Genomic DNA, 13225 nt, shown 5'->3' with positions numbered 1-13225 from the left:
GAGGGCGCACACTGGACACCGTGGTCCGGTCGTTGATGCCCTACACCGCGCCGCAGGAGGCGTGGGAGTCCGAGGTCGACGTCCGGGGTGACGTCAACGCGCTGGCGACGCTGATCGCCGAGGGCGGCGCGCTGGTGCTCACCGGCGCCGGCATCTCCACCGACTCCGGCATCCCCGACTACCGCGGCCCGACCAGCGCCGCGCGCCGCCACGCCCCGATGACCTACGACGCCTTCGTCGGCGACCCCGTGGCCCGGCACCGCTACTGGGCGCGCAGCCACGTCGGCTGGCCCCAGATCGCCGGCGCGCGCCCCAACGCCGGCCACCGGGCGGTCGCGTCGCTGCAGCGTGCGGGCCTGCTGCACGGCGTCATCACCCAGAACGTCGACGGGCTGCACCAGGCCGCGGGCGCCCGCGACGTGGTCGAGCTGCACGGCGCGCTCGACCGTGTCGTCTGCCTCGGCTGCCGCGCCGCGCCCGGCCGTAGGGAGGTCCAGCAGCGCCTGACCGCGCTGAACCCCGGCTTCGGCGCACCCGCCTCGGCGATCAACCCCGACGGCGACGCCGAGCTCCCGGACGCCGAGCTCGACCGCTTCACCATGGCGGCCTGCCCGGCCTGTGGTGACGGCCCGCTCAAGCCCGACGTCGTCTTCTTCGGTGAATCCGTGCCCCGCCCGCGCGTCGACCACTGCTTCGCGCTGGTGGAGGGTGCACGCTCCCTGGTGGTCCTCGGCTCCTCGCTGACGGTGATGTCGGGCCTGCGGTTCGTGCACGCCGCCACGCGTCGCGGGCTGCCGGTCGCGGTCGTCACCGCTGGTCCGAGCCGCGCCGACGCGGTCGCGACCGTCCGGCTCACCGACCGCCTCGGGGAGGTCCTGCCGGCCGTGCTCGACACCCTGGGTTTGCCGGATCGGGCCTGAATCGTTCAGCTTGATCGTGGAAGTGAGGCCCCCGACAGCAGTCGGCGGTGTCCTGCGGAAGAAGTCTCGTTAACGTCGTACACCCCGACGGACGAGTCAGCGGGGCACGAGGCCGTGCTCCGCGGTTCGTCCGTTCCCGAGGCGACCGGGGCCGCTTCGCGGTCGCGGCGTTCCGGCGAGCGAGCGACCGAGGAGACGCATGACTGCTGTTCCGACCATCCAAGGACTCGAGAACCCGCCGATCCGACGCCGCGAGGTGCTCGACTGGGTCGCGGAGGTCGCGGAGCTGACCACCCCCGACCGGGTGGTGTGGTGCGACGGGTCCCAGGACGAGTGGGACCGGCTGACCAAGGAGCTCGTCGAGGCCGGCACGTACGTCCAGCTCGACCCGGCCAAGAAGCCGAACTCGTTCTACGCCGCCTCCGACCCCGACGACGTCGCGCGCGTCGAGGAGCGCACCTTCATCTGCTCGGTCGACCCGGCCGACGCGGGGGTCACCAACAACTGGATGGACCCGGCCGAGATGAAGGCCACCATGACCGAGCTGTACCGGGGGTGCATGCGCGGTCGGACGATGTACGTCATCCCGTTCTGCATGGGCCCGACGACCGCCGAGCGCCCGATGCTCGGCGTCGAGATCAGCGACTCGGCCTACGTCGTCACCTCGATGCACATCATGACGCGCATGGGACCCGAGGTGCAGCGGCTCCTCGACGGTGACACCGACTGGGTCCCCGCGCTGCACTCCGTCGGCGCCCCGCTCGAGCCCGGCCAGCGGGACGTGACGTGGCCGTGCAACGAGACGAAGTACATCACCCACTTCCCCGAGGAGCGCACCATCTGGAGCTTCGGCTCCGGGTACGGCGGCAACGCGCTGCTCGGCAAGAAGTGCTACTCGCTGCGCATCGCGTCGGCGATGGCCCGTGACGAGGGCTGGCTCGCCGAGCACATGCTGATCCTCAAGCTGATCAGCCCCGAGGAGAAGGTCTACTACGTCGCGGCGGCGTTCCCGAGCGCCTGCGGCAAGACCAACCTCGCGATGCTCGAGCCGACGATCCCCGGCTGGAAGGTCGAGACGCTCGGCGACGACATCGCCTGGATGCGCTTCGGCGGCGACGGCCGCCTCTACGCGGTCAACCCGGAGGCCGGCTTCTTCGGCGTCGCGCCGGGCACGAACTGGAAGACCAACCCGAACGCGATGCGCACCATCGAGCGCGGGAACTCCCTGTTCACCAACGTCGCGCTGACCGACGACAAGGACATCTGGTGGGAGGGCATGGAGGGGATGCCCGACCACGCCACCTCCTGGAAGGGCAAGGACTGGACGCCGTCGAACGGCGACGCCGGCGAGCCCGCCGCCCACCCGAACTCGCGGTACTGCACGCCGATGAGCCAGTGCCCGATCCTCGCGCCCGAGTGGGAGGACCCCAACGGCGTGCCGATCTCGGCGATCCTCTTCGGCGGCCGCCGCAAGACGACGATCCCGCTGGTCAACGAGTCGTTCGACTGGCAGCACGGCACCTTCATGGGCGCCACGCTGTCGTCGGAGAAGACCGCGGCCGCGGCCGGCGCCGTCGGCCAGGTCCGCCGCGACCCGATGGCCATGATCCCGTTCATCGGCTACAACGTCGGCGACTACTTCCAGCACTGGATCGACGTGGGCAAGGGCGCGGACGCCGACAAGCTGCCGCGCATCTTCTACGTCAACTGGTTCCGCCGCGGTGACGACGGCCGCTTCCTGTGGCCCGGGTTCGGCGAGAACGGCCGCGTCCTCAAGTGGATCATCCAGCGGCTCGAGGGCAAGGCCGCGGCCACGGAGACGCCGATCGGCCACGTGCCCACCGCCGACCAGATCGACCTGGACGGGGTGTCCGAGCCGTTCGAGGACATCGAGGCCTCGCTGAAGGTCGACCTCGACGAGTGGAAGGCGGAGATCCCGCTCATCGAGGAGTGGTTCGACTCGATCGGCGACAAGCTCCCGACGTCCATGCGCGACGAGCTCGAGGCGCTCAAGCAGCGCCTCGGCGCCGCGTAGGGCCCGCCCGAGACGAACGAACGGCGCTCTCGCTGCTGCGAAGCAGCGAGAGCGCCGTCCGTGTGTCCGGGGCCGGCGCGTCCGGCCCCGCGCGCTACACCCTCAGCACCCTCAGCAGCAGCGCCCCTGCGGGTTCCGCTCCTGGTGGTCGATGCGCGCGCGCCAGAACTCGCGCTCGCCCATCGGCGGGTGGTCGTGCCCGCTGCGGTCGTGGTGGGCCAGGTAGCGCTCGTAGGCGTCCGCCCCGAGCACGCCGCGGAACCACCAGCGGACCGTCCGCCAGCCCGTGACGACGGCCGCGGGCATCAGTGCCCGCCCCCGCGCGACGGTGCGCCGGCCGACGCCAGCCACCGCTTCTCGAGCTCCTTCTCCGCCGGCGTCGGGATCAGCCCGGAGGGGGCGTAGCGCCGGGACGGCACGGGCTCGTCCTCGTGGCCCGGCAGCCCGCCGGCCCGGATCGAGCGGAGCGCGGCGACGGTCGCGGCGGCGATGACGATCAGCGTCAGCACGAGGAAGACGATCGAGAGGCTGCCCTGGATGAAGGTGTTGCGCACCACCGCCTCCATCTGGGCCGGGTTGCGCGCCGCGCCCATGCTGGTGCGGCCCGCCGCGATCGCGTCCCGGTAGGCGAAGTGCTGCGCCCAGTAGCCGACACCGGGCACCGGCGAGAAGATCTTGTAGAGCGACGCCGTCACGGTGATCACCGCGACGGCGACCAGCGGCACCAGGACGATCCACAGGTACTGCACCGTGCCCCGCCGCGCGACGATGGCGAGGCACACCGCCAGCGCGATGGCGGCGAGCAGCTGGTTGGCGATGCCGAACAGCGGGAAGAGCGTGTTGATCCCGCCGAGGGGATCGGTGACACCCATGATCAGGATGCCGCCCCAGCCGCCGACCATGACGACGGTCCCGATCCACGCGCCCGTGCGCCACGACGTGTCGCGGAAGCGCGGGACGAAGGTGCCCACCGCGTCCTGCAGCATGAAGCGCGCCACCCGCGTGCCGGCGTCGACGGCGGTGAGGATGAACAGCGCCTCGAACATGATCGCGAAGTGGTACCAGAAGCTCGCGAGGGCGGCGCCGCCCAGGAACTGCGAGAGGATCTGGGACAGGCCCAGCGCCAGGGTCGGGGCACCGCCGGTGCGGGAGACGATGCTCTGCTCGCCCACCATCGTCGCCGCGCCCGCGATCTGGTCGGGGGCGACGTTGACCCCGGTCAGCCCGAGCTGGTTGACGAACGCCGCGGCCGTCTCGACCGTGCCGCCCGTGAGCGCCGTCGGCGCGTTCATGGCGAAGTAGATGCCACGGTCGATGGAGATGGCCGCGACCAGCGCCATGATCGCGACGAACGACTCCATGAGCATGCCGCCGTAGCCGATGAAGCGGGCCTGCCGCTCCTTCTCGAGCAGCTTCGGCGTGGTGCCCGACGAGATCAGCGCGTGGAATCCGGACAGGGCGCCGCACGCGATCGTCACGAAGAGGAACGGGAAGAGCGGCCCGGGGACCACCGGACCGTCGGAGCGGCCGGCGAACTCGCTGATCGCGGGCGTCGCGACCTCCGGACGCACGACGACGACGGCCACCGCGAGCAGCACGACCGTGCCGATCTTCATGAACGTCGACAGGTAGTCCCGCGGCGCGAGCAGCATCCACACCGGCAGCACCGCGGCCACCACGCCGTAGATGACGATGCACCAGGCGAGGGTGGTGCGGCTGAGGGTGAAGGTCTCGGCCAGCCCGCTCTCGGAGATCCAGCCGCCGGCGATGATGGCGAGCAGCAGCAGCGCCACGCCGATCGCCGAGACCTCGCCGACCTTCCCGGGGCGCAGGTAGCGCAGGTAGAAGCCCATGAAGAGGGCGATCGGGATGGTCATGGCGACCGAGAAGACACCCCAGGGGCTCTCGCCGAGCGCCTGGACGACGACCAGCGCGAGCACCGCGATCAGGATGATCATGATGGCGAGCGTCGCGATCACGGCCGCCGCGCCACCGACGGTGCCGAGCTCGTCACGCGCCATCTGCCCCAGCGAGCGCCCGCCGCGGCGCATCGAGAAGAAGAGCACGAGGTAGTCCTGCACGGCCCCGGCGAGGACCACGCCGACGATGATCCAGATCGTGCCCGGCAGGTAGCCCATCTGGGCGGCGAGCACGGGACCGACGAGGGGCCCGGCGCCGGCGATCGCGGCGAAGTGGTGCCCGTAGAGCACCCGCCGGTCGGTCGGCAGGTAGTCCTGGCCGTTCTCCGAGTGCTCGGCCGGGGTGGCGCGCCGGTCGTCGGGCTTGAGCAGCTTGCGCTCGATGTAGGTCGAGTAGAACCGGTAGGCGATGAGGTACGTCGCGACGGCCGCGAAGACGAACCAGATCGCGTTGACCGTCTCGCCGCGGATCAGGGCGATCATCACCCAGCCGAGCCCGCCGAGCACCGCGATCCCCGCCCAGATCGCGATCTTCGCGGGCGTCCAGCGTCGGCGCTCCTGCTCGAGCACCTCGTCCTCGACCGCCGTTGGCAGTTCCTGGTCGGACGGCGCAGTCGCCCCGCCCGCTCCCCCTGACGTCGTCGTCATCGCGCCCTCCGCTCGGACCGGACCTCGGGGGAGGATAGGTCCTGGGACGCCCGATTGTCCTTGATCGACTCACGCGAAGTGGTGACGCGATGACCCTGCGCCACGAGGAGGGTCTCGGCAGGGTACGGCGGACGGCTCCTACGATCAGCCCGCATGGAGGACGTCGGGACCGCCCGCACCCTCGCCGACGTCTCCCCCTCGCTGGCGGCCGCGCTCGGCGTCGCGGGCTTCGAGGACACCCTCGGCGTCGGCGAGGCCCGCGGGGTGGCGCTGCTGCTCGTCGACGGGCTGGGGGCCGACCTCCTCGACGCCCACGCCGACCGCGCGCCGGCACTGGCCGAGCTCACCGCCCGCGGGCGCACGCTCGTCGCCGGCTTCCCGGCGACGACGGCGGTCAGCGTCACGACCCTCGGCACCGGGCTGCCGCCGGGCGAGCACGGCATCGTCGGCTACAGCATGGGCGTGCCGCCGCTCGACGACCCGACCGCGCCCGCCGACGTCGTGCTCAACACCCTGCGGTGGTGCGCCCACGGCGCCGCCGACCCCGTCGACCTCCGGGCCGAGCTCCCGCCCGAGCAGGTGCAGGCCGCGCCGACCGTGCTGCAGCGCGCGGCGCGGGCGGGCGTCGCGGTGAGCACGGTGGCCCCGGAGATCCAGCGGCGCTCGGGGCTGACGCGGGCGGCGCTGCGGGGCGGGCGCTTCCGCGGGGTCTCGGCGCTGGGCGACCTGGGGGCCGAGGTGCTCGACGCGCTGCACACCGACGCCGCCGACGAGCGGACCTTCGTCTACGCCTACCACGGTGATCTCGACATGGTCGGGCACGCGCACGGCCCGGGGAGCCGGCCGTGGCGCCTGCAGCTCGCGGTGGTCGACCGGCTGGTCGCGGCGATCGCGGAGGACCTGCCGCCCGACACCGTCCTCGCCGTCGTCGCCGACCACGGGATGGTCGGCACCGACGCCGGCTGGCGCATCGACATCGACACGACGCCGGCGCTGCTCAGCGGGGTCCGGCGTCTGGCCGGCGAGGCCCGGGTGCGGCACGTGTTCGCCGCCGACGGGGCCCTCGACGACGTCGTCGCGGCGTGGCGCGCCGAGCTCGGCGAGGCCGCGTGGGTGCGCACGCGGGACGAGGCGATCGCCGAGGGCTGGTTCGGCGGCGTGGTGACCGACACCGCCCGCGGGCGCATCGGCGACGTCGTGGCGGCGGCGCGCGGGGACTGGACGCTCGTGCGCTCGCGCATCGAGCCGATGGAGACCGCGCTGATCGGGCACCACGGCTCGCTCACCGACGCCGAGCAGCGCGTCCCGCTCCTGCTCGCCCGCTCGTGAGCGGTCGTCACGGCTATAGGCGTGACGACCGCTCACGTGGCCAGCGGTAGGCGCGCGCGGACCCGGCCGCCGTCGGGGGTGGCGCCGGCCTCGAGGGTGCCGCCGAGCTGGGCCAGGCGCTCGCGCATCGAGGTCAGCCCGACGCCCGGGGTCCAGGGCGCGCCGGGGTCGCCGTCGTCGACGACGAGCAGCTCGAGCGCGCCCGGCTCCCGGCGCACCGCCACCGTCGCGTGGCGTGCCCCCGCGTGGCGCACGACGTTGAGCACCGCCTCGGACACCACCCGGTAGGCCGCGACCTCGACCGCGGCGGGCAGGGTCCCGACGGCGTCCGCCTCGACGGTGACGGTCGGCCCGTCGTCGTGGGCGACCCGCTCGGCCTGCTGGCGGACCGCCGCGACGAGGCCGAGCTGGTCGAGCACCGGGGGCCGCAGGTCGTGGACCAGCCGCCGGACCTCGCCGATCGCGCCCGCGACGGCCTCCGCGCGGGTCTCGACGCCGAGCTTCGCGAGGATCGCCGACACGTGGTTGCCGACCGTCTTCGCCGCGAGCCCCAGCTCCTCCGCGATCGCGTGGTTGCGCCGGCCCCGGGCCATCGCGTCGAGGACGTCGCGCTCGCGCGGGGTGAGCTCGGGGAACGGGGCGGCGGGCGGCGGCGCCGCGAGCCGCGCGACCACGTGGGCCGCCGCCGCGGGCGCCACGATCATCTCGCCGGCCACCACGGCGTGGACGGCGCGGCGGATCTCCTCCTGGTCGGCGCCCTTGAGGAGGTAGCCGCGGGCGCCCGCGCGCAGGGCGGCCAGCACCGTCTCGTCGTCGTCGTGCATGGTCAGCACGAGGACCGCGACGCCCGGGCTCGTCGCGGCGATCCGGCGGCTGGCCTCGACGCCGTCGAGGTCGGGCATCTGCACGTCCATGAGCACGACGTCCGGGGCGAGCAGCTGGGCCTCGCGCACCGCCTCGCGCCCCGTGGCGGCCTGTCCGACGACCGCGATCCCGTCGACGGAGTCGAGCAGGGCCGCGAGCCCGCGGCGCACCACCGGGTGGTCGTCGGCGAGGACGACCCGGATCGGCGGTGTGGTGCCCACGTCGAGGATCGTGACACCCCGTGCTCGCGTTGTGGTGGTCGTCGGCGCCGGGATCACCCGGGAAGATGCCCGGGTCGGTCGGGACGCGGGCCGTTGTCACGCACGGTGGTCCGCGCGCACGCTTCTGCCACGTCGCCCGAACCGCGGGCCGGCGGCGAGGAGGACCACCGTGAGCACCTTGACCACCCGCGCCAGGATCGGGTTCTGGCTCTGCATCGTCCTGGCCCTCGGCGACATCGCCGGCGCCTTCGTCCCCGTGCCGGAGGGGGTCGAGGGCCCGCCGCTGGTCGTCATGGTCTTCTCGGCCGTCATGGGGCTCGTGACCCTGGTCGCGGCGGTGGCCGTCGCCCGCTCGGGCAGCCGCGCCGGCGTCCGCATCATCGCGGTCTCGCGGATCCTGTCCGCGCTGACGACCCTCCCGGCGTTCTTCGTGCCGGGCGTGCCCGCGGCGTTCGTGGCCTGGGGCGCGATCACCGTCGTGCTGACCATCGTCGCCGTCGTGCTGCTGATGAGCCGCAGCCGCACCCGGGTGACCGCGGGCGCCTGAGCCGCCGCGGACCGAGGGACGCCCTCGCTGCCTGCCGAGCAGCGAGGGCGTCCCTCGCTGCTCCCCGGCGTGCCTAGGATCGGTCGGCGATGAGCGAGATGCCGCCCGACCCCTCCGCCCCCGCACCCGGCGCCGTCGCGCCCGGCCAGGCCCCGGTCGACGAGGGGGTGCGCGAGCTCGCGACGCGGGTGTTCGGCTTCGCCCGCGAGGGCGATGCGGCATCGCTGGCGCGGTACGTGGACGCCGGCGTGCCGGTGAACCTCACCAACGAGAACGGCGACACGCTCGTCATGCTCGCCGCGTACCACGGGCACGCCGACGCGGTGTCCGCGCTGGTCGAGCGGGGCGCGGACGTCGACCGCCTCAACGACCGCGGGCAGTCCCCGATCGCCGGCGCGGTGTTCAAGGGCGAGGAGGCCGTCGTCCGCGTCCTCGTCGCGGCCGGCGCCGACCCGCACGCGGGTCACCCCACCGCCGTCGACTCCGCGGTGGTGTTCGAGCGCGAGGACCTGCTGGCGATCCTCACAGCGCCGTGAGGATGTCCTCCACGCGGGCCTTGGCGTCGCCGAAGATCATCGAGGTGTTCTCGCGGAAGAAGAGCGGGTTCTGCACGCCGGCGTAGCCCACGGCCATCGACCGCTTGAACACCACGACGTCCTTGGCCTCCCACACGCGCAGCACCGGCATGCCCGCGATGGGGCTGGTGGGGTCCTCCATCGCCGCCGGGTTGACGGTGTCGTTGGCGCCGATGACGAGCACGACCGACGTCGACGCCAGGTCGTCGTTGATCTCGTCCATCTCGAGCACGATGTCGTAGGGGACCTTGGCCTCGGCGAGCAGCACGTTCATGTGCCCGGGCAGGCGCCCGGCGACGGGGTGGATGCCGAAGCGGACCTCGACGCCGCGGTCGGTGAGCCGGCGGGTCAGGTCGGCGACGGGGTACTGCGCCTGCGCGACCGCCATGCCGTACCCGGGCACGATGACCACCGACGACGCGTCGCCGAGCATCGCGGCGACCTCCTCGGCGCTGACCTCGCGGTGCTCGCCCTCCACGGCGGCCGCCGTCCCGGACTCGACGCCGAAGCCGCCGGCGATGACCGACAGGAACGAGCGGTTCATCGCCTGGCACATGACGTAGGACAGGTACGCACCGGACGACCCGACGAGCGCACCGGTGACGATGAGCAGCGTGTTGTCGAGCAGGAAGCCCGACGCCGCCGCGGCCCAGCCCGAGTAGCTGTTGAGCATCGACACGACGACGGGCATGTCCCCGCCGCCGATCGAGGCGACGAGGTGCCAGCCCAGCGCCAGCGCCACCGCGGTGATCGCGATCATCAGGCCCAGCGACGGCGCGACGGTGAACCCGACGGTCAGCGCCGCGAACGCCACGAGCGCGCCGAGGTTCAGCGCGTTCTTGCCCGGCAGCGTCAGCGGTCGCGACTTCATGCGCTCGGAGAGCTTCCCGTACGCGACGAGCGAGCCGGTGAACGTCACCGCGCCGATGAAGACGCCGATGCCGACCTCGACCGAGTGGATGGCGAGGAGATCCGGCGCGACCGTGGTCTGGGCCGGCCCGACCGCCTCCACCTCCACGTAGCCGTTCCACCCGACGAGCACCGCGGCCAGGCCGACGAAGCTGTGCAGCAGGGCGATGAGCTCGGGCATCCCGGTCATCTCGACGACCCGGGCGCGCCAGAGCCCGATGCCGCCGCCGACGACCATCGCCACGGCGAGCAGCGCGACCGCCCCCGCCGACACCGACTCGGCCACCATCACCACGGTCGCGACGAGGGCGACCGCCATGCCGGCGATGCCGTACGCGACGCCCGAGCGCGCGGTCTCGTGCCGCGACAGGCCCGCGAGGCTCATGACGGTGAGCAACGCGGCGACGACGTAGGCGGCGGTCGCCGCAGCACCCGCGGTCATGCGGTGGGGCCCTTCGTGAACATGGCGAGCATCCGGCGCGTCACCGCGAAGCCACCGACGATGTTGATGCTGGCCAGCAGCACTGCGACGAACGCGAGCACCGAGACCACGACGCCGTGCTGCCCGAACTGCAGCAGCGCGCCGACCACGACCACCCCGGAGATCGCGTTGGTCACCGACATCAGCGGCGTGTGCAGCGCGTGGTGGACCTTGCCGATGACGTAGTAGCCGATGACCACGGCCAGCACGAACACCGTGAGGTTGGTGGCGAGCTCGGCCGGCGCGAACGCGGTCGCCGCGAACAGCAGCGCGAACCCGACGGCCACCAGCGCGTAGCGCCGGGCGGGCGACACCGGCCGCTTCGGCTCGACGACCGGCGTCGACGCGACCGGCTCGACCGGCACGCCCCCGGCCGCGGGCGCCGCCGACACCGGGATCGGCGGGGGTGGCCAGAGCACGTCGCCGTGGTGGGTCACGGTCATCGAGCGGATGACGACGTCCTCGAGGTCGAGGACCAGCTGCCCGTCCTTCTCGGGGACCAGCAGCTTGAGCAGGTTGACGAGGTTGGTGCCGTAGAGCTGCGAGGCCTGGGTGGGCAGGCGGGCGGCGAGGTCGGTGTCGCCGACGATCGTCACCCCGTTGCCCGTGACGACGACCTCGCCGGGCACCGAGCCCTCGACGTTGCCGCCCTGCCCCGCGGCCATGTCCACGATCACGCTGCCCGGCTTCATCAGCGCGACGTCCTCGGCGGTGAGCAGGCGCGGCGCGGGGCGGCCGGGGATCAGCGCGGTGGTGACGACGACGTCGACGTCCGCGGCCTGCTCGGTGTAGATCTCCGCGGCGCGCGCGTCGTAGGCGGCGGAGGTGGCGCGGGCGTAGCCGTCGGAGCTCGCCTGCTGCTCGACCTCGACGGGCAGGAACTCCCCGCCCAGCGAGCGGACCTGCTCGGCGACCTCGGGGCGCGGGTCCGTCGCCCGCACGACGGCGCCGAGGCTCGAGGCCGCGCCGATCGCCGCGAGCCCGGCGACGCCCGCGCCCGCGACCAGCACCTTCGCCGGCGGCACCTTGCCCGCCGCGGTGACCTGGCCGGTGAAGAACCGGCCGAAGCGGTGCGCGGCCTCGACCACCGCGCGGTAGCCCGCGATGTTCGCCATCGAGCTGAGGACGTCGAGCGACTGGGCGCGCGAGATGCGCGGGACGGCGTCGGTGGCGAGCACCGTCAGCCCGCGCGCGGCGAGGTCCTCGAGGAGCTCCGGGTTCCGCGCCGGGCCGACCATCGCGACGAGCGTGGTGCCCGGCGCCATCCGGTCCAGATCGGTGGCGACGGGCGGGCGCAGCGCCAGCACCACGTCGGCCGACCAGGGGTCGCCGAGCTCGGCGCCGGCCGCCGCGTAGGCGTCGTCGGGGAAGCTCGCGCGTTCCCCCGCGCCCGGCTCGACGACGACCGTCGCGCCCAGGTCGATCAGCCCGACCACCGTGGCCGGGGTCGCCGCCACCCGGGTCTCGTGCTCCCCGGCCTCCCGGGGCACACCGATGCGCACCGTCGTGCTCCCTCTTCCCACCACCGGCCTCGTCGCTGGACGATCGCCGCATCCTCGTCGCCACGACGGACGCGACAGCCGTGACCTTAATCTCTCCGGCGGAGCGCGCTGCGCGGGACGTCCCGGAACGGGACACGCGCCGGAACACGCGTCCCGCGCGACGACGTTGCACCCGACATGCGCGATCTCGAGCTCTCGGTCCTGGACCTGTCCCCGGTCCCCTCCGGCACGCCCACCTCGGCGGCCCTGCACGAGACCGTCGAGCTCGCCCGCACCGTCGAGCGCGCCGGCTACCGGCGCATGTGGCTCGCCGAGCACCACGGCATCCCCAGCGTCGCGAGCTCCAGCCCCGAGATCCTCATCGGGGCCGCCGCCGGCGCGACCACGACGCTGCGCGTCGGCTCCGGCGGGATCATGCTGCCGAACCACTCGCCGCTGAAGGTCGCCGAGACGTTCCGCGCGCTCGCCGGGCTCCACCCCGACCGCATCGACCTCGGGATCGGGCGCGCGCCCGGCACCGACCCACGCACCGCGATCGCGCTGCGCCGCAGCCGCGAGGCCCTGACCGCCGACGACTTCCCCGAGCAGTTCTCCGAGCTGCGCGGCTACGTCGACGGCTTCCCCGCCGAGCACCCGTTCGCCGGCATCGTCGCCGTGCCCGACGACGTCCCGCTCCCGCCGGTCTGGATCCTCGCGTCGAGCTACTACGGCGGGCAGGCCGCGGCCGCGTTCGGCACCGGCTTCGCCTACGCCGGGCACTTCGGCGGCGCCGACCCCGGCGAGGCCACGCGCATCTACCGCCAGCAGTTCCGCCCGAGCGACGCCGCCGGCGCGCAGGGCCCGCACGTGATCCTCGCCGCGGCGGTGATGTGCAGCGAGGACCCCGAGCGCGCCCGCGCCATGGGTCGCGCCCACGCGCTTTCGATGGCCCGCCTGCGCACCGGCAACCCGGGCCCGCTGCCCAGCCCGGAGGAGGCGCTCGCCCACGACTGGAGCCCCGTCGAGCTCCAGGTCGAGCAGGCGATGGCGTCGAAGATGACCGCCGGCACGCCCGCCGAGGTGCGCGACGACCTCCAGCGCCGGGCCCGCGAGGCCGACGCCGACGAGATCATGATCGTCACCCCGATCCACGACACCGCCGAGCGGCGCCGCTCGTACGAGCTGATCGCGCAGGAGTTCGGGCTGGAGGCCCCGGGAGTGACGGGCGCCGCGCCGTCGCTCGCCCAGGTGTAGCGCTCGTGTAACCGTCCGGAAACGGCTCCCCCGCAGCGTGGG

At 73.6% G+C, this 13225-nt stretch carries 11 protein-coding genes; 6 read left to right on the top strand and 5 right to left on the bottom strand.

What is annotated here, in order from left to right; genetic code table 11:
- Window positions 1–35: 35 nt before the first annotated feature.
- A complete protein-coding gene (locus PH190_RS16410) occupies window positions 36–920 on the top strand; it encodes an NAD-dependent protein deacetylase (RefSeq protein WP_274232660.1) in 885 nt (294 codons plus the stop codon).
- A gap of 199 nt (window positions 921–1119) precedes the next feature.
- Window positions 1120–2955 carry a phosphoenolpyruvate carboxykinase (GTP) gene (locus PH190_RS16405; protein ID WP_274232602.1) on the top strand — a complete coding sequence of 612 codons (1836 nt, stop codon included), beginning with the start codon at window positions 1120–1122 and terminating at the stop codon, window positions 2953–2955.
- A gap of 111 nt (window positions 2956–3066) precedes the next feature.
- Here PH190_RS16405 and PH190_RS16400 read toward each other — a convergent pair whose 3' ends face one another.
- Both PH190_RS16400 and PH190_RS16395 read right to left on the bottom strand, forming a co-directional pair.
- Entirely contained in the window at window positions 3067–3306 is a 240-nt protein-coding gene (locus PH190_RS16400; RefSeq protein ID WP_274232601.1) for a YbdD/YjiX family protein, read from the bottom strand.
- Window positions 3261–5522, bottom strand: coding sequence for a carbon starvation CstA family protein (locus PH190_RS16395; RefSeq protein ID WP_274232600.1), 2262 nt, complete (start codon window positions 5520–5522; stop codon window positions 3261–3263). The genes PH190_RS16400 and PH190_RS16395 overlap by 46 nt, the downstream gene beginning before the upstream one ends.
- Before the next feature lie 153 nt (window positions 5523–5675).
- Between PH190_RS16395 and PH190_RS16390 the strand changes: the two genes are divergently transcribed.
- Complete coding sequence (locus PH190_RS16390) at window positions 5676–6851, top strand: alkaline phosphatase family protein (RefSeq protein WP_274232599.1); 1176 nt, start codon at window positions 5676–5678, stop codon at window positions 6849–6851.
- Window positions 6852–6883: 32 nt separating this feature from the next.
- Here the strand turns inward: PH190_RS16390 and PH190_RS30620 are convergent, their stop codons facing one another.
- Window positions 6884–7936: a response regulator gene (locus tag PH190_RS30620; RefSeq protein ID WP_337993821.1), complete on the bottom strand. Its 1053-nt coding sequence runs from the start codon at window positions 7934–7936 to the stop codon at window positions 6884–6886.
- A gap of 169 nt (window positions 7937–8105) precedes the next feature.
- Here PH190_RS30620 and PH190_RS16380 point away from each other — a divergent pair, with 169 nt between their 5' ends.
- Both PH190_RS16380 and PH190_RS16375 read left to right on the top strand, forming a co-directional pair.
- Complete coding sequence (locus tag PH190_RS16380) at window positions 8106–8483, top strand: hypothetical protein (protein WP_274232598.1); 378 nt, start codon at window positions 8106–8108, stop codon at window positions 8481–8483.
- A gap of 98 nt (window positions 8484–8581) precedes the next feature.
- Window positions 8582–9019, top strand: a complete 438-nt coding sequence (locus PH190_RS16375) for an ankyrin repeat domain-containing protein (protein WP_274232659.1) — start codon at window positions 8582–8584, stop codon at window positions 9017–9019.
- On the opposite strand, the gene pntB is transcribed toward PH190_RS16375, so the two are convergent.
- A complete protein-coding gene (pntB, locus tag PH190_RS16370) occupies window positions 9006–10409 on the bottom strand; it encodes a Re/Si-specific NAD(P)(+) transhydrogenase subunit beta (RefSeq protein ID WP_274232597.1) in 1404 nt (467 codons plus the stop codon). The two genes, PH190_RS16375 and pntB, sit on opposite strands and share 14 nt — an antisense overlap.
- Entirely contained in the window at window positions 10406–11950 is a 1545-nt protein-coding gene (locus tag PH190_RS16365; RefSeq protein ID WP_274232596.1) for a Re/Si-specific NAD(P)(+) transhydrogenase subunit alpha, read from the bottom strand. Before PH190_RS16365 ends, pntB begins: the two co-directional genes overlap by 4 nt.
- 177 nt (window positions 11951–12127) lie before the next feature.
- Between PH190_RS16365 and PH190_RS16360 the strand changes: the two genes are divergently transcribed.
- Complete coding sequence (locus PH190_RS16360; protein ID WP_274232595.1) at window positions 12128–13183, top strand: LLM class flavin-dependent oxidoreductase; 1056 nt, start codon at window positions 12128–12130, stop codon at window positions 13181–13183.
- Window positions 13184–13225 lie beyond the last annotated feature (42 nt).

The organism is Actinomycetospora straminea (assembly GCF_028737255.1).
In the GTDB taxonomy this organism is placed as follows: Bacteria; Actinomycetota; Actinomycetes; order Mycobacteriales; family Pseudonocardiaceae; genus Actinomycetospora; species Actinomycetospora straminea.
Note: the sequence above shows the minus strand (reverse complement) of the source record. Positions and strands in the feature narration are given on the sequence as shown.

Excerpts from the sequence above, each read along its gene's own strand:
- PH190_RS16410 (WP_274232660.1), top strand. The coding sequence starts at position 36 with ATGCCCTACACCGCGCCGCAGGAGGCGTGGGAGTCCGAGGTCGACGTC.
- PH190_RS16405 (WP_274232602.1), top strand. The coding sequence starts at position 1,120 with ATGACTGCTGTTCCGACCATCCAAGGACTCGAGAACCCGCCGATCCGA.
- PH190_RS16395 (WP_274232600.1), bottom strand. The coding sequence starts at position 5,522 with ATGACGACGACGTCAGGGGGAGCGGGCGGGGCGACTGCGCCGTCCGAC.
- PH190_RS16390 (WP_274232599.1), top strand. The coding sequence starts at position 5,676 with ATGGAGGACGTCGGGACCGCCCGCACCCTCGCCGACGTCTCCCCCTCG.
- PH190_RS16375 (WP_274232659.1), top strand. The coding sequence starts at position 8,582 with ATGCCGCCCGACCCCTCCGCCCCCGCACCCGGCGCCGTCGCGCCCGGC.
- pntB (WP_274232597.1), bottom strand. The coding sequence starts at position 10,409 with ATGACCGCGGGTGCTGCGGCGACCGCCGCCTACGTCGTCGCCGCGTTG.
- PH190_RS16360 (WP_274232595.1), top strand. The coding sequence starts at position 12,128 with ATGCGCGATCTCGAGCTCTCGGTCCTGGACCTGTCCCCGGTCCCCTCC.